Origin of the sequence: Pontibacter indicus (assembly GCF_900156345.1) — a bacterium.
In the GTDB taxonomy this organism is placed as follows: domain Bacteria; phylum Bacteroidota; class Bacteroidia; order Cytophagales; family Hymenobacteraceae; genus Pontibacter; species Pontibacter indicus.
The window spans coordinates 849,284-866,289 of record NZ_FTPP01000001.1 but is presented as its reverse complement, the minus strand read 5'-3'; the positions used below and the strand labels follow the sequence as shown (position 1 = coordinate 866,289).

The window sequence follows — 17,006 nt, the reverse complement described above, 5'->3', positions numbered from 1 at the left end:
AACTATTGCTGCTAATTGTAGAAGGGTTGTCTTGTTAATTGATATTTGGGTGACCTACAAGTATTCTGACTTGGGAAGGTATAGCTAAAGGCGGACCTTAATCTAAGTCTACGAAATCTGCACGCATCATGGCGCACCTATACCTATACCTATACCTATACCTATACCTATACCTTAGATCACATCATAACCGCCAGATTGTGAATGCCCTATTACATCAACTTTTCCTATACCTGCTCAAGCACTCTAAAACACTTGTCCTATAACAATCCAACAATCAGCAACCGAACCGTTTAACATTTTAGCAATTTAACGTATCTTAGCAGCTTAACTTAGCATAAGCGAATACCGATAAACTATGTCAGAGTATAATTTCAATCAGATTGAGAAGAAGTGGCAGCGTTACTGGGAAGAAAACCAGACGTTTAAAGCCGCGGATAATACCGATAAACCGAAGTACTATGTGCTGGATATGTTCCCCTACCCTTCGGGCGCTGGTCTGCACGTAGGGCATCCGCTCGGCTACATCGCCTCTGACATTGTGAGCCGCTACAAGCGCGCCAAAGGATTCAACGTGCTGCATCCGATGGGCTTCGACGCCTTTGGTCTTCCGGCTGAGCAATACGCCATCCAAACAGGGCAGCACCCTGCCATTACGACCGAGCAGAACATTGCACGGTACATTGAGCAGCTCAAGAACATTGGTTTCTCCTACGAGTGGGAGCGCGAAGTGCGCACCTCGGATCCAAGCTACTACAAATGGACGCAGTGGATCTTCATGCAGCTCTTCAACAGCTACTACGACTATACCTCCAACAAAGCCGAATCCATTGACAAGCTGGTAGCTGCCTTTGAAACCAATGGCAATGCCGATATCAACGCTGCCTGCGACGAAGACACACCGGCCTTCACAGCTGAGGATTGGAAGTCTATGGACGAGCAGGAAAAAGCGCAGCTGCTTTTGAAATACAGATTGACCTACGTAGCCGATGCCGTAGTGAACTGGTGCCCTGCCCTGGGCACGGTGCTGGCCAACGACGAGGTAGTGGGCGGCGTATCGGAGCGAGGTGGTTATCCGGTGGAGCGCAAACTGATGCGCCAGTGGATGATGCGCATCACCGCCTATGCCGACCGCCTGTTGCAGGGCCTCGACACCATCGACTGGCCGGAACCGGTAAAAGAAATGCAGCGTAACTGGATCGGGAAATCCGTGGGTGCCGAGCTGGACTTTGCCATTGAGGGTGACGGTCACATCAAAGTGTTCACCACCCGTATTGATACGATCTTCGGAGTGTCTTTCGTCGTGTTGGCGCCGGAACATGAACTGGTAGCAAAGATCACGACGAATGAACAGCGTGCCGCTGTGGAGGCCTACGTGAGCCAGGCGAAAAACAAGTCAGAGCGCGAGCGCATGACGGATGTGAAAGTTGTGAGCGGGGTATTTACAGGTGCTTACGCCATCAACCCGCTCTCTAATGAGCGCGTACCGGTATGGATCGCTGACTATGTGCTGGCCGGTTACGGCACTGGTGCTGTGATGGCTGTTCCAGGACACGACTCACGCGACTATGCTTTTGCCAAGCACTTCAACCTGTCAATTCCACAGGTAGTGGAAGGCGGCAACCTGGAAGAAGAAGCATATGCCGGCAAAGAAGGAAAGATCATCAACTCCGGATTCCTGAACGGGCTGGAAGTGAAAGACGCGATAAAAGCAGGTATAGCCAAAGCCGAAGAACTGGGGGTAGGCAAAGGCAGAACGCAGTTCCGTATGCGCGATGCCGTGTTCAGCCGCCAGCGCTACTGGGGCGAGCCAGTGCCGGTCTACTTCAAAGACGGTATACCGCACCTGCTCAACGAAAGTGAGCTGCCGCTGGAGCTGCCAAAAATCGACGCCTACCTGCCTACTGAAACAGGTGAGCCACCACTCGGCCGTGCCGTGGACTGGAAATACCAGGACCAATATGAGTATGAGCTAAGCACTATGCCGGGTTGGGCTGGCTCGAGCTGGTACTGGTACCGTTACATGGACCCGCAAAACGACCAGGCCTTTGCTGACAAAGACAAAGTAGCTTACTGGCGCAACGTGGACCTGTACATGGGTGGTGCCGAACACGCGACGGGTCACCTTCTCTACTCCCGCTTCTGGAACATGTTCCTTTACGACTTGGGACTGGTGGTAGAAAAAGAGCCTTTTAAAAAGCTGATCAACCAAGGTATGATTCAGGGTCGCTCGAACTTCGTATACCGCGTGAAGGACAGCAACACCTATGTTTCCTATGGTCTGCGCAAGCAATTCGACACAACGCCGCTGCACGTGGATGTGAATATCGTTGAGAATGACGAACTGGATCTTGAGGCTTTCAAAGCCTGGAGACCAGAGAACGCTACGGCCGAATTCATTCTGGAAGATGGCAAGTATATTTGCGGTGTCGAGATCGAAAAGATGTCGAAGTCGAAGTACAACGTGGTGAACCCAGACATCCTGGTTGAGCGAAACGGAGCCGATACGCTCCGCATGTACGAGATGTTCCTTGGTCCGCTGGAACAGTTCAAGCCTTGGAATACCCATGGCATGGATGGCGTGACCAAGTTCTTGAAACGCTTCTGGAAGCTATTCCATGACAACGACGGCAACTTTGTTGTGACGGATGAAGAGCCAACGGCAGCTGAGTTGAAGTCCTTGCACAAGACGATCAAAAAGGTGGAGGAAGACATCGAGCGCTTCTCGTTCAACACTTCCGTTCCGACGTTCATGATCTGCGTCAACGAGTTGATCCCGCTCAAAACGAACAAGCGGGCTATTCTGGAACCATTGACGATCGCGCTGGCACCTTACGCGCCACATATTGCGGAGGAGCTGTGGGAGAAACTAGGACATAGCGAGAGCATCTCATTTGCACCGTTCCCTGCCTGGGATGAAAAGTACCTGGTGGAAAATACCTTTGAGTACCCGGTTTCCGTGAACGGCAAGACGCGCGGCAAGCTCGCTTTTGCTACCGATACCCCGCGTGAAGAAATGGAGAAAGCTGTATTGGCCGACGAGCAGATTGTGCGGTTTATGGAAGGAAAAGCACCAAAGAAAATTATTATCGTCCCTAACAAAATCATCAACGTGGTGGTATAAGGAGTTCCATCTTACCACTAACTTTTCCGTAAGCCGCTCAGACCCCAAATCTGGCGGCTTTCGGTTTTTTCGTAGCATCACCATTTACGGTTCTGGTAAATAAAAAAGGATAGCCAGTTGGGCTATCCTTTTTGTTGTCTAAAAATTTATTAGACTGCTTCATTCATTTGAAGGACATTAGAGAGACGCTCTTCTGCGGAGGCGATCGACTCCTGTGCTTTGGTTAAAAGGCTGGTTAAAGTGATGGCCTCCTCTTCGGAAAGTCCCTGCAACAGGTTATCGAGCTTATACAGATTATCTCCGATCTGGTCTAGTAGTTTGAACCCTTTGTCGGAGATCACGATGTTGACTAATCGCTTGTCAGAGATATTGCGCTCCACATCTACCAATCCCTTGGATTTAAGGCGACCCACCAGGCGGGATGTATCAGACATTTTGTCAAGCATGTTGTTGCGCAGCACCGAGGTGGAAACCGGTTTGGGGTGGTGCTCACGTAAAATGCGGAGAATGTTGTATTGCTGACCGGTTACGTCATGCTTTCTAAAAAACTCTTCGTAACTGTTAAGCAGTAAACTGTTGGTTAGGATGATGTTCAGACTGGCGTGCTGCCATTCGTTGCGGTAAGCGTATACGCCTACTTTGCGTTGAGATTGCATAGTGAGATATAGGGTGAATAGTTGCGAAATAGGTCTTAATATACATATTATCTTTTATATATGTTACAAATTCGACTACCGCATTTTTACACTTAAATCTCTTATAAACTGGGATTGAGTGGGGTTTTGTACAAAAAGCTCACAAACGGGCAAGCAGATATAACCTATGTTACAATCCTATGCAGGTTTTTGCAGGATTTACTTTTTTTGTAAGTGATCGCTAATTCAAAAAAAATTTGCTACAACGACGTGTAACAAAAAATATTGCCTAAACCGGCTTCAGCGCCTTGGGCAATTTCGCCACGACTAAGGTATAGGAATGGTCTATCAGGGACAGGATTAAGTCCGAAGGTAAGCCTGATTCAGGCAGCACGGTATTCCAGTGTTTCTTACTCATGTGGTAGCCAGGCAGCACCTGCGGATATTGCTCCCGCAAGATAATAGCCTGTTCCGGGTCGCATTTCAGGGCTATACCTTTCCCGTATTCAGAAAGGCTACACAGAGCGAACATTTTGCCGCATACCTTAAAAACAAGCGTATCCTCATCAAACGGCAATTCCTCGGTAGCACCGGGTTTAGCCATACAGTAATTTCTGAAATCCTCGATATGCACGACTTTAGCTGCTTTACCAGTGCTTGATCACAAAGTACACCATCGCGGCCAGAAACATCAGAATCGATATCTTGTTGATGGTATGCATGGCCCGGAGGTTAAAGTTAGACTTTCGGTTCGGGTCATTTTTGCGGAAGAAATAGGTAGCTACTTCTGTAAAATCAAATAAGCCTTTCATGGTGCGGTAAATAAAATTTTGTAAAAGCTTGTAACCACAATCCCCTGTAGCCACACATGTATTTCAATACTCCAGATTAACCTATGCTTCTAACTGCACAGGCTCGATCCACTTCTCATCTTCCCGTATCAACTCGATCAACTCATCCACTGCTCGGTCGGCAGGTACAGATTTCTTGACAACAGTTTGTCCACGATAGAGAGCTATCTTGTCCTTGCCGACACCAACGTAGCCATAGTCTGCGTCGGCCATTTCGCCGGGACCGTTCACGATGCAGCCCATAATGCCGATCTTCACGCCTTTCAGGTGGTCGGTTCGCTTACGGATCATAGCAGTTGTTTCCTGCAGGTCAAACAAAGTACGGCCACAGCTCGGGCAGCTGATGTACTCGGTTTTACTCATGCGGGTGCGGGCAGCCTGCAGAATGCCAAAACTGAGGTTGTTAAGCTTCCCTATGGTGTTTAGCCAAGCTACTTTCTCCTGCGCAGGTAATAGTTCGGTGCCCAGCATAATGCCATCCCCTAGCCCATCGATTAGCAAACCACCTACATCCGTGGAAGCATACAGCTGCATTTCATCGGCCGTTAATGCTCCGTAAGAACGTTTGATGATGGCAGGTGTGCTGACGCCATTGTTCATAAGTCGGAAGAAGCACTTGCGCAGTTCCGGCATGGCATGTTCGTTGGAGGTATAGAGTACCAACACGGCTGTAGCATCGCCCTTCAGTCGCTCCATCAATTCATCCGTTATACCGTGGATATCGGCTTCTATGTAGTTCAGCTTTGGATGCAGCTGAGTCGCCTGCAGATATTGTTTTACTGTCAACAACGGGTGACGATGCTCCTGGTCCTCCATCAGTTGCCACGGCACATAATTAATGATCTCCTTCAGTCCGTTTGGCAGCATGAAGTTGATGGGGTGATCACCGGTATAGATGTAATCCGCTCCCAGGTCGTTCATGTTGAACTTGTCCAGCAGCATGGAGTACAGGTGACCGACGCTTTTCAGGTCGGCGTACTGTATGTCGCGGAGCGGGCTCAGGTCAGCAATGACACGGGGTACATTTTGGTTGCCTATGTTTTCTACCTCCGCAGTTTCGCGGCGGTGATATTGAAACGGATCGATTGGGATGTTGCAGAGCGGCTTGATCGGCTGCGCTTTTTCTGCCCGGTAGGTATAGCGGTCGATGAGCGCTTTGGCAACGGGTGCCTCCGCTTCCGGCGCTTCGGTCAGGGACACGCGCACGGTGTCGCCCAAACCGTCTTCGAGCAGGGTGCCTATACCTACAGCCGACTTAATGCGGCCATCTTCTGCCTCTCCGGCCTCTGTTACGCCCAGGTGCAATGGGTAAGGTTTCAGTCCCTCCTCTTCCAGTTTCTGCACCAGCAGTCGGTAGGCCTGTACCATCACCTGTGTGTTCGAGGCCTTCATCGAGATAACGATGTTGTGGTACTGCTCATCTTCGCAGATGCGCAAAAATTCCAGCGCACTCTCCACCATGCCCAGCGGGGTATCGCCGTAGCGGCTCAGGATGCGGTCGGACAGCGAACCGTGGTTAGTGCCGATGCGCATGGCCGTGCCGTGCTCTTTGCAGATGCGAACAAGCGGCACAAAACGCTCGCGAATTCGCTCCAACTCAGCCTGGTAAGTGGCATCCGTATATTCTATTACTTCAAATTTCTTCTTGTCGGCGTAGTTTCCTGGGTTGATACGCACCTTCTCCACGATACGGGCAGCCACCTCGGCGGCATTGGGCGTAAAGTGAATATCGGCTACCAGCGGCGTGTTATACCCGCGGCGGCGCAACTCAGCCTTAATATGACGTAGGTTTTCGGCCTCTTTGATGCTCGGAGCCGTAATACGGATGTATTCGCAGCCAGCCTCAATCATACGGATGCACTGCTCGACAGAACGCAGCGTGTCCATGGTGTCCACAGTCGTCATGGATTGCACCCGGATCGGGTGGTGGGCTCCCATCGGCACCTCACCGATCTGAACTTCGATGGTTTCTCTGCGCTTGTATTCTGTCAGGCTGGGGCAATAGATCTTATTCATATATAAATAGGCCTTCGCTAAAGCTTCTTTCTCTTAACTTATTTCGGACCTGCTTTGTTCAACAGACAGGTAGCGTAAATTTAGCATCATTATTTTAAACAGCGCCACGTATCGCCAGTTTTGTGGCAGGATTCATGCTTCCATTGTAGCATTGGCTCGGACCAGGTATACCTACAAATGAAATAATCAGTATATTGTTATTTGAACTAACCGTGCGAACGTTAAATTATTTGTTGAACGCAGCTAATTGCGCACAGACCTATAAATCAGACAGAGATGATACATATGAGCGCCTACATACCTAAAAACGCAGACGAAAAGCTCCGATCACTCCTGCAGTGGGGCAAATTGCGGCAGGAGCAGCTGGCGGAGGCCTTCCTGATCACTAAGGATACAGTGCTGGGCTTCCTGAGGAGACAGATTGAGCATGGCAACTGGCGCGCTGTGCTGGAAGTGCTCAAAGGGAAGCCGATGACCCGGGCAGGCAGGTATCTGCTGAGCGAACTTCGCAGCAAAGCAGTTCGAAAGCTGATTATGCGGATGGGCCTGCGGCCAATTATAGCAACTACTCTGGTCATCGTACTCTTGCCCATCATACTGGCTAAAGTGACCGGAGAAGTGATCAGCTGGATCAGAAACCGACATTAAATAAAAAAAGAGCACCTGTTTAGGGTGCTCTTTCTCTTTAAAAGGTATAGGACTTAGCGTCTGAACATCAGCTCGCGGTACTTTACCAGTGGCCAATCCTCATCGTCCACCATCAGTTCGAGCTTGTCTACACTGGTTCGGATTGCGTCGAAGTATGGCAACACCTTCTCGTTGTAATAGATCGCCTTCTCCCGAACATCTTCGATCTTGTTGGCAACCTTACGCTGCTGAATCATGTCCACCGCATTGGTCTGGATGGTCTTGATATGACGCGATATACGCTTAATAGAGTCCAGTGTGGTTTCAGTGTATTCGTCTTCCAGCCCCAAGTCTTTCAGACCGCGAATGTTTTGAATCAGTTTATTCTGATAGGCAACAGCTGTCGGAATAACGTGGTTGAAGGCGAGGTCACCCATAACGCGTGATTCAATCTGGATTTTCTTGATGTAATCTTCCAGCAGAATTTCGTGTCTGGCGTGCAGTTCTTTTCTGGAAAGGATGCCGTGACGCGTGAACAGGTCCTGCACATCTTCGCGCTGGTGCACATCCAGTGCAAGCGGCGTAGACTTAATGTTAGACAAACCACGTCTGGCAGCCTCTTCTTCCCACTCTTTTGAGTAGCCATTGCCCTCAAAGCGAATCGGCTTGGAAGTGGCCACATACTCGCGCAGCACCTGGATAATGGCCAGTTCCTTCTTCATTCCCTTGTTTTCTATCAGATCGTCTACCGCCACCCGGAAATCGATCAGTTGATCGGCTACAATCGTGTTCAGCACGGTAATGGACGAAGAACTGTTAGCAGAAGAGCCCACGGCGCGGAACTCGAACTTGTTGCCCGTAAAGGCAAATGGAGAGGTTCTGTTACGGTCGGTATTATCGCGAAGAATTTCCGGAATCTTGTCAATCCCCAGCTTCAGGTACATGTTATCGCCTTTTTCCATCGGCACCTTAGCCGTGCGCTCCAGTTCTTCTAAAACAGCCGTAAGTTGCTGGCCAACAAATACCGACATAATAGCCGGAGGGGCTTCGTTGGCACCCAGACGGTGGTCGTTGCTGGCAGAGGCGATGCTCGCACGCAATAGGTCGGCGTGCTTGTACACGGCCATCACGGTGTTCACAAAGAAGGTCAGGAACTGCAGGTTTTCCTTCGGCTTTTTGCCAGGCGACAGCAGGTTGACTCCAGTGTTGGTGCTCAGCGCCCAGTTGTTATGCTTTCCACTGCCATTTACGCCTTTATAAGGCTTCTCATGAAGCAATACTTTAAAGCCATGACGTTCCGCCACACGACCCATGATGTCCATCAGCAATTGGTTGTGGTCTACGGCCAGGTTAGCGTCCTCAAAGGTTGGGGCGCATTCAAACTGGTTCGGAGCCACTTCGTTGTGACGGGTACGCAACGGTATACCTAGTTTCAGGGCCGATTTCTCGAAGTCCACCATGAAAGAGTGCACGCGGCTGGGGATGGCGCCAAAATAGTGGTCCTCGAGCTGCTGGCCTTTGGCCGGTGCGTGTCCGAACAGGGTGCGGCCTGTCATCACCAGGTCAGGGCGTGCCTCGTAGAGGGCTAGGTCCACCAGAAAATACTCTTGCTCTATACCCAGGGTGGTGTTCACTTTCACCACATCTTTGTCGAAATACTGGCAAACCGGAACGGCGGCCTGGTTGAGCAAGTGGAGCGATTTGAGGAGTGGCGTCTTGTAATCCAGCGCCTCACCGGTGTAAGAAACGAAAATGGTCGGTATACAAAGTGTGCGCGTACCGTGGTTCTCGATCAGGAAGGCGGGCGAGGAAGGATCCCAGGCACTGTAGCCACGCGCCTCGAAAGTATTGCGTATACCTCCGCTTGGGAAAGAAGAGGCATCCGGTTCCTGCTGCACTAGGGCACTTCCCTTAAAACTCTCGATCGGGTCGCCTTCGTTGGTCAGGTCAAAGAACGAGTCGTGCTTTTCGGCTGTGGAGCCTGTCAGAGGCTGGAACCAGTGGGTGTAATGGGTAGCACCTTTGCTCATGGCCCAGTTTTTCATGGCGGCAGCCACGGCATCTGCCAGATTGCGGTCTACTTTTTCGCCTGCGTCGATGGTAGCGCAAAGCCTTCTGAAGTTTTCGGTGGACATGGTGGCACGAAGCGCATCGTAACCGAACACGTTTTGGCCGAAGTACTCTGAAATTTTGCTGTTTGGCAGCACTACCTCTGCCGGTTTGCGCTGACTCACCAGTTCGAGCGCTTTGAATCGAAGAATTGCCATGGGTTAAAGAGGTTTGGGTTTAAGTTCGATCCAAAGGTAAATACAAAAATACATTAGTTGTTTCTGACACCCCCTAAAATTTTAGGGGGTAATCGAGAATATTTAGCTGAATTCTATTAGTTGACCTGTTGTACGATAGGGGTGTTTTAGAATTTGCTGATTTTTAGAATAAAAATGGGTTCGATACCAGAATTGACGCAGGCAGAAGTATACCCTGAATTTTAATTGAAGAGGCGACGTTAAGGGAAGGACACATAAGTCGTATATTTGCAGCCGTGAAACGAAGTCTTTTATATCAGCCACTCTACTTTCTGTTCTGGGTGCTCTACTTTGTGGCGTCCCGTGCCATCTTTCTCCTTTACCACGATAACCGGACACAGGAACTGTCGCAGTCTGACCTGTGGACTATCTTCGCCAAGGGGCTTCGCCTGGACTTTTCCTTTAGCGCCTATGTTAGTGCCATTCCATTTCTGGCTATTCTGGCGACTACACTCTTCCCGAGTTTGCGCGTGCGCAAGTTTATCCGTTACTACACCTACACTATATTAGTATTGCTGTCGGTGCTGATGGCCGTGGACCTGGAGCTCTACACCTACTGGGGTTTCCGGCTCGACTCCACTCCCATGCTATACCTGAATACGCCGGGAGAGATGGCGGCTTCGGCTGCCATGGCGCCTGTGCTGCTGCTCAGCGTTATCGCCCTAGCTACCAGCCTGGTCTTCGCGCTGCTTTTCCGCTATACCTTCGACTACAAAAATTATCACCTCAATTTCTCTAAATTCCGCTATGCAGGTATAGCCTTGCTGTTTGCAGCCCTACTGATACTGCCTATGCGGGGTGGTTGGCAACAAATTCCCATCAACCAGAGTGTGGTGTATTTCTCCGAGAATCCCTACGCCAACCACGCTGGCCTTAACATGCCCTGGAACCTGATGGACACCATGCTGAAGTATAGCGAGGAGACGCAGAACCCCTACCTGTACATGGACCACGACAAGGCCGCTGCAAAAGTGGCTGAACTATATGCCGCTACGGCTGATTCTTCGGAGAAAGTAATCGGAGTCGAACGGCCTAACGTGCTTTTCATCATCCTGGAAAGCTATACCGCCAAGTTTGTGGAGCATCTGGGCGGGGAGCCTGGGGTGACGCCAAACTTGGATAAACTGGCCCAGGAAGGCATCAGTTTTACAAAACTCTATTCCAGCGGCGACCGCAGTGAGAAGGGGATGGTGGCCTTGCTGAGCGGCTATCCGGTGCAGACTACTACCTCCATCATCAAAAACCCCAAGAAAACGGAGAAACTGCCTCATTTAAGCCAAGTATTCAAACAAGCCGGATATGGGACCTCCTTTTATTATGGCGGTGAGCTGGAGTTCGCCAACATCCGCTCATACCTGCAGAATGGCAAGTACGACCGCTTGATCGACAAAAGTGATTTTCCGGCTAGCAGTTACAATTCCAAGTGGGGCGCACACGACCATGTGCTGTTCGAGCGCGTGTTAAAGGATCTGGAGAATGAAAAAGGACCGTTTTTCAGTACGGTCTATACCTTGAGCAGCCACGAGCCTTTCGAAATTCCGATTCCAGCCAAGTTTAAAGGTGACAAAACCAGCGACAAGTTCAAAAACTCAGTTTACTATACCGACTGGGCACTGGGGCAGTTTATTGAACGGGCGCGTAAGCAGCCGTGGTGGGACTCAACTTTGATCGTGCTTGTGGCAGATCACGGACACCCGCTGCCCTACGACGACCCGAACTACCGCAGCACCAAATTCCGGATTCCTTTCATCCTGACGGGCGGCGCTGTGACCGAAAAGGGCCGAACTATACCTACCATTGGCAGCCAAACCGACATTGCCACTACCCTACTCTACCAATTGAACCTACCGTATCAGGACTTCAAGTGGGGACGTAACTTATTGGCTCCAACTAGTTATCCTTTTGCGTTTTATGTTTTCCGGGATGGCTTTAGCTTTATCACACCTGGCAAGGTCCTTTCCTTCGACAATGTGGCCAAAGCGCCCATTATCAAAGGCAAAGGAGTAACGGCTCAGCAGCTTGAGTTTGGCAAAGCTTACATGCAGTACTCGTTCGAGGACTTTGTCCGAAAATAGGCATGGCACAAGGTATAGCAATAGGTATAGCGTATACCTTAAGTGTTTCCGGACAAATGCAGTATCGGATCTTGCAAAGCCTGGTCCCTTTCACTGATTAAAAAAATTAAATTCTTATCTTTGCACCCTGATTATGAAGAAGAAGGTTGCTTTTTATACACTGGGCTGTAAGCTGAACTACTCTGAAACCAGCACGATTGGAAGGATTTTCCAGGAGCGTGGTTTTGAGAAGGTTGAGTTCACCGATACGCCCGACATTTACGTGATTAACACCTGCTCTGTCACCGACAACGCAGACAAGAAATGCCGTAAGATCGTGAAGGAGGCGCAGAAGTACTCCCCTAACGCCTTTATTACGATTGTGGGCTGTTATGCCCAGCTCAAACCAAAGGAGATCAGCGAAATTCCGGGTGTTGATGCCGTGCTGGGTGCCGCTGAGAAGTTTCAACTGGTAGACATCCTGGAGACCTTCGAAAAGAAAGAGCAGCCACAGGTATACGCCAGCGCCATCAGCGAGGCCAACACCTTCCATAACTCTTATTCCTTTGGAGACCGTACCCGTACTTTCCTGAAAGTGCAGGACGGCTGCGATTACTCCTGTACCTTTTGCACCATTCCACTAGCCCGTGGCAACAGCCGCTCTGACAGTATTGCCAATGTGGTGCGTTCCGCCCACGAAATTGCTGAGTCTGGTGTGAAGGAGATTGTGCTGACGGGCGTAAACACCGGTGACTTTGGTCTGCAGGATGGTGAGCGCGTAGAGACCTTCTTTGGGCTGGTGCAGGAACTGGACAAGGTGGAGGGTATAGACCGCTTCCGTATCTCCTCCATCGAACCAAACCTGCTGAAGGACGAGATTATTGAGTTTGTGAGCCAGAGCCAGCGCTTCATGCCGCACTTCCATGTGCCGCTGCAGTCAGGTTCGAATAAAATACTCAAGCTGATGCGGCGCCGTTACCTGCGCGAGCTGTATGCTGATCGCGTGGCCAAGATCAAAGCTTTGATGCCGCATTGCTGCATTGGCGTGGACGTGATTGTCGGCTTTCCGGGCGAGACGGAGGAAGATTTCCTGGAGACCTACAACTTCATCAACGGCCTTGATGTGAGCTACCTGCACGTGTTCCCCTACTCGGAGCGCGAAAACACGATCGCGCCCGATATGCCGGGCAAGGTAAGTATCAAAGACCGCAATCGCCGGGCCGATATGCTGCGCATTCTTTCCGAAAAGAAAAAGCGCTTCTTCTACGAGCAGAATGTAGGCTGTGAGTTTACCGTGCTGTTTGAGGACGATGTGAAAGACGGTGTGATGGAAGGTTGGACCGAGAATTATGTGCGCGTGGCTGCCAAATATGACCCAGTTTTGGTGAACGAAACAAAGCATGTACGACTGACGACCATCAACGAACAGGGACTGATGGAAGCCGAGGAAACCTATACAGAGGTGCTTAAACATTAAAAATTCTGAATTTTTAAAAATAAGCCCTATATTTTCAGCCTGAAACAATCAATAACAGCTTAATCATCTAATTGTGAACCTATCCAGAATCGTTTTGGGAGTTGCTTTGGGCGCTCTAGTAACTGCTTGTAACACAGATCAAAAACCTCAGGCAACCGGCACGGCCACCACTTCAGCAGCCAGCACAGACAGCCTGGCCACCGCTGGCACTGCCGAAATCGTCTACATCAACTCAGACTCGCTGCTGAGCAAGTATGAGTATTTTAAAGACGCCCGTACACGTTTCCAGTCCAAAACGGAGAAGGCTGAGAAAGATTTGCAGTCCAAGGCAGCAGCTTTTGAAAAAGAAGTGCAGAATTACCAGCGCACCGGCGGCAACATGACAGTAGAGCAGCGTGCCTCTACGGAGCAGAAACTGGCCCAGCGCCAGCAGCAGTTGCAGCAGCAGAGCCAGACCACCGGCAACCAGCTGGCTACAGAAGAAGCAGAGGAAATGAAAAAGATCTACGACCGCGTAGAGGCCTACCTGCAGAAGCTGAGCCAGGAGAAAGGCTACAAAATGGTGTTGACATACTCCAGAGGCCAGAGCGCGATCCTGTACGGCGATAATTCACTGGACATCACCGAAGAAGTGCTGACCGGCTTGAACAGTGAATACGACACAGAGAAAACAGCTGCCAAGTCAACAGAAGCAGCTCCTAAGAAAAAATAACCTGATACACAGGTATAGCAAAAGAAAAGGCGGGATAACACCCGCCTTTTTTATTCCTGTCAATTATTGCAATCGCTGGTAGCCAGTTATTCTGAACAGATCTCCCTCTACCGTATACGGTATGCTATACCTGTCCAGCACTTCCTGAATCAGATCGGTATAGTCCGTTTGAAGAGAAGGTGACAGCAAGCCTACACTGATATCCTGTATTGCCTTGATTTGCAGCCACTCAATATTTTTCAAACCCGTTTGCTCCAGCTGTTCCCACCAGATGGGTGCAAATCCGGAGGGGTTGTCTTCCTGCAGGTACTTGATGCGCACCTGCGGGTTTAGCTGAGGCAGCGCACACATGGCCCCGATCAGTTCACGCCACTTCGTCTGGTTCATGATGGGCACCAGACGCTGCGATTCCAGGAAGGTGGCTGTTACTTCTTTCGGGTTTCCCATAGACTATTCGTAACGGAGCGATTCGATTGGGTCGAGCTTGGAGGCGCGACGTGCCGGGTAAAAGCCCGAAAGCACTCCCACTACAACGCATATCGTCAAGCCAACAAACACCCAGATCCAAGGCACAATGAAACCACCCTCCCCAATAAGCGAGGCAATGCCGTTGCCCATCAGGATACCCAGGAAAATGCCGACTATACCTCCCAGAATACAGATTACGATCGCTTCAATCAGAAACTGCTGTTGGATCTGCTGGGCAGTCGCTCCCAGCGCCTTGCGCACGCCAATCTCGCGCGTGCGTTCGTTCACCGACACCATCATGATGTTCATCAACCCGACAGAGGCACCGAGTAAGGTGATAAAACCAATAACAAAGCCGCCTACTTTCAGATACCCGGAAATTTCGTTCAGACTCTGAATCAGGGAGTCACTTCTTCTGATCTCAAAGGACTCCTGCTGCCCTAGCTTGTCCTGGCGCACATTGCGCATCACACCTGTTGCCTCACCCATCACATAAGTTAATTCTTCCGGCCTGGATATTGAGGTTTTGATGTTGTAAGTCAAGGTACCGCCACTTGCCAGTGGAATCTGACGACCTGTCTCGAGCGGAATCAGGATCATGCGGTCGCCGCCGCTACCTCCCATGCTGCTGCCGCGCTTCTCCAGCTCACCCACTATCTTGAAGCGACGGCCCAGGAAGGTGATGTACTGGTTGATCGGGTCTGTTTTAGGGAAAAGCTTGCCGGAGATCTCCTTGCCGATAATGGCGACATTGGTCCCAAGCTCCAGCTCGTGGCTCGAAAAAGAGCGGCCGCGCTCCAGGTTCAGGTTCTGACCCGGCAGGTAAAACTCATCGCCTGCTATGATGTTGATATTCGGGTTCGTCTTGTCCGTCGCGCTCTTCACCACCGTGGCGCCCGACACGTTGGCCGAGATACCGACCTGTGCCTTTTGCCCCATCAACTCTTTGAACTTGATCGCCTCGTTATAAGTGATGTTCGGGTATACCTTTTCTGATCTGGACTGCCCGTTGTTATACTTCTTCCGAATGTCAAAGGAGTTGGCACCAAGGCTCGAAAAGGTCTGGTTGAGGGAGTGTTTCATGCCGTCTACCGCCGTGAGTATACCTACCAGCGACATGATGCCGATCGAAATGATCAGGCCGGTGAGGACGGTGCGGAGCAGATTGCTTTTGATGGCTCGAATACTTTCCCGTATATTTTCGAACAGGTCCATAGCTTAGGTCTATATGCGAAACGTTCCCCCCTGCGTTAAGTATAAGGAAGAACCTCTGATTTCTAATTCACCTCCAATATCTGAAAAAAGAACCAATTTCAATACATTTGTTACCATATGTTACGCTCATGACGTCATTCCGCTTTTTTCTACTGCTCGCCGCATACCTGGTGTTCCCTTTCCGTGCCTTCAGTTCCACGGTGCTTATACCGATGGACGAGACACAAAAAGACCACCTGAAGTCATATGGGGCAGCTTACTGGGTGCTTTCCAAAAGCGTGTCAGTCGATTGGCTGCTCAATTTCAGAGGTGGCAGCTTTGCGTTTCAACATGCGCCGCAGCTCGAAAATGAGTTGATTGTGCGGGGCATCAGCTACCAGGTAATTTCGGATGCGCAGTATAACACCATCCTCACACAAATCAGTGACCCGGAGGCGAACATGGACGTGATGAAACTGGAGAAGGTACCCAAGATTGCTGTCTACACTCCCAAGTCGAAAATGCCCTGGGACGATGCCGTGACGCTGGTGCTGACCTATGCCGAGATTCCGTATGACAAGGTATACGACGAAGAGATCATACGTGGCGACTTACCCAAATACGATTGGTTACACCTTCATCACGAAGATTTTACAGGGCAATATGGAAAGTTTTACTCGAGCTACCGCCACTATCCCTGGTACCAGGAACAGCAACGTGAATCAGAGGCTTCGGCCAAAGCGCTCGGCTTCAACAAGGTGTCGGATTTGAAAGGCGCAGTCGCCCGCACCATCCGAGACTTCTGTGCCGGAGGCGGTTTCCTGTTTGCCATGTGCTCGGCCACCGATACCTACGACATTGCGCTGGCAGCTGAGGGGATAGACTTTATTGAAGCGATGTACGACGGCGACGGAGCCGACCCGAACGCACAAAGCAAGCTAGACTTCGGCAAGACATTTGCCTTCCGGGATTTCTCGCTGGTGCGCAACCCGTTGGAGTACGAGTACTCCAACATCGACATGCAGCCACAGGAGCGCGGCCTGACGGAGCAAAACGATTTTTTCCAGCTCTTCACCTTTTCAGCCAAGTGGGATCCCATCCCGACCATGCTGACACAGAACCATGCCAAGACCATTAAAGGATTTATGGGCCAGACTACTGCTTTCCGCAAAAATCTGGTGAAGCCGGAAGTAGTGGTGATGGGTGAGAACAAAGAGATAGGCGAGATCCGGTACATGCACGGCACCTTCGCGCGCGGCACCTGGACCTTCTATGGTGGTCATGATCCGGAGGATTACCAGCACTTGGTAGGCGAAGACCCAACTGATTTGGCCCTCCACCCCAACTCACCCGGCTACCGACTTATACTCAACAACATCCTGTTCCCGGCGGCCAAAAAGAAAAAACAGAAGACGTGAGGGATGAATTGTTAAATTGTTGATGGTTAAATTGTTATACATCCCCCTAACTCACGACCGGCTCTAGATCATTAGCAAAGTGACTTTGGGGAATTTGTCTATCAATTATGTTGTCGAAAAAACA

The 17,006-nt window shown here is 50.4% G+C and carries 14 protein-coding genes; 7 read left to right on the top strand and 7 right to left on the bottom strand.

The window, feature by feature from the left end; genetic code table 11:
* Positions 1-128 precede the first annotated feature (128 nt).
* Together B0B12_RS20215 and leuS are read left to right on the top strand one after the other, a co-directional pair.
* Positions 129-266, top strand: coding sequence for a hypothetical protein (locus tag B0B12_RS20215; protein ID WP_170871815.1), 138 nt, complete (start codon positions 129-131; stop codon positions 264-266).
* A gap of 92 nt (positions 267-358) precedes the next feature.
* The gene (gene leuS / locus B0B12_RS03715) at positions 359-3,124 is read left to right on the top strand and encodes a leucine--tRNA ligase (protein WP_076666126.1); all 2,766 of its coding nucleotides are present in this window, start codon (positions 359-361) and stop codon (positions 3,122-3,124) included.
* 149 nt (positions 3,125-3,273) lie between these two features.
* Here the strand turns inward: leuS and B0B12_RS03710 are convergent, their stop codons facing one another.
* The 4 genes from B0B12_RS03710 to ispG form a co-directional block, all read right to left on the bottom strand.
* On the bottom strand, positions 3,274-3,780 hold the full coding sequence (locus tag B0B12_RS03710) for a MarR family winged helix-turn-helix transcriptional regulator (RefSeq protein WP_076666125.1): 507 nt from the start codon (positions 3,778-3,780) through the stop codon (positions 3,274-3,276).
* Between the two features lie 268 nt (positions 3,781-4,048).
* Positions 4,049-4,393, bottom strand: coding sequence for an MmcQ/YjbR family DNA-binding protein (locus B0B12_RS03705; protein WP_076666124.1), 345 nt, complete (start codon positions 4,391-4,393; stop codon positions 4,049-4,051).
* A gap of 13 nt (positions 4,394-4,406) precedes the next feature.
* The gene (locus tag B0B12_RS20210) at positions 4,407-4,571 is read right to left on the bottom strand and encodes a DUF6728 family protein (RefSeq protein WP_170871814.1); all 165 of its coding nucleotides are present in this window, start codon (positions 4,569-4,571) and stop codon (positions 4,407-4,409) included.
* A gap of 81 nt (positions 4,572-4,652) precedes the next feature.
* Positions 4,653-6,626 (bottom strand): (E)-4-hydroxy-3-methylbut-2-enyl-diphosphate synthase, encoded by a 1,974-nt coding sequence (gene ispG / locus B0B12_RS03700; protein ID WP_076666123.1) that lies wholly within the window; start codon positions 6,624-6,626, stop codon positions 4,653-4,655.
* Between the two features lie 285 nt (positions 6,627-6,911).
* Here ispG and B0B12_RS03695 point away from each other — a divergent pair, with 285 nt between their 5' ends.
* Positions 6,912-7,274, top strand: coding sequence for a hypothetical protein (locus B0B12_RS03695; RefSeq protein WP_244554582.1), 363 nt, complete (start codon positions 6,912-6,914; stop codon positions 7,272-7,274).
* 53 nt (positions 7,275-7,327) lie between these two features.
* Here B0B12_RS03695 and B0B12_RS03690 read toward each other — a convergent pair whose 3' ends face one another.
* Entirely contained in the window at positions 7,328-9,520 is a 2,193-nt protein-coding gene (locus tag B0B12_RS03690; RefSeq protein WP_076666121.1) for a glutamine synthetase III family protein, read from the bottom strand.
* 275 nt (positions 9,521-9,795) lie between these two features.
* On the opposite strand from B0B12_RS03690, the gene B0B12_RS03685 reads away from it, so the two are divergent.
* The 3 genes from B0B12_RS03685 to B0B12_RS03675 all read left to right on the top strand — a co-directional run bounded on the left by B0B12_RS03685 (position 9,796) and on the right by B0B12_RS03675 (position 13,802).
* Complete coding sequence (locus B0B12_RS03685) at positions 9,796-11,634, top strand: LTA synthase family protein (RefSeq protein ID WP_076666120.1); 1,839 nt, start codon at positions 9,796-9,798, stop codon at positions 11,632-11,634.
* A 133-nt stretch (positions 11,635-11,767) separates the two neighbouring features.
* Positions 11,768-13,090, top strand: coding sequence for a tRNA (N(6)-L-threonylcarbamoyladenosine(37)-C(2))-methylthiotransferase MtaB (mtaB, locus tag B0B12_RS03680; protein ID WP_076666119.1), 1,323 nt, complete (start codon positions 11,768-11,770; stop codon positions 13,088-13,090).
* 73 nt (positions 13,091-13,163) lie between these two features.
* Positions 13,164-13,802 (top strand): OmpH/Skp family outer membrane protein, encoded by a 639-nt coding sequence (locus B0B12_RS03675; protein ID WP_244554581.1) that lies wholly within the window; start codon positions 13,164-13,166, stop codon positions 13,800-13,802.
* Positions 13,803-13,865: 63 nt separating this feature from the next.
* Here B0B12_RS03675 and B0B12_RS03670 read toward each other — a convergent pair whose 3' ends face one another.
* Complete coding sequence (locus tag B0B12_RS03670) at positions 13,866-14,249, bottom strand: DUF6678 family protein (protein ID WP_076666117.1); 384 nt, start codon at positions 14,247-14,249, stop codon at positions 13,866-13,868.
* Positions 14,250-14,252: 3 nt separating this feature from the next.
* Entirely contained in the window at positions 14,253-15,485 is a 1,233-nt protein-coding gene (locus B0B12_RS03665) for an ABC transporter permease (protein WP_076666116.1), read from the bottom strand.
* A 128-nt stretch (positions 15,486-15,613) separates the two neighbouring features.
* Between B0B12_RS03665 and B0B12_RS03660 the strand changes: the two genes are divergently transcribed.
* Positions 15,614-16,882, top strand: coding sequence for an asparagine synthetase B (locus B0B12_RS03660; protein WP_076666115.1), 1,269 nt, complete (start codon positions 15,614-15,616; stop codon positions 16,880-16,882).
* Positions 16,883-17,006 lie beyond the last annotated feature (124 nt).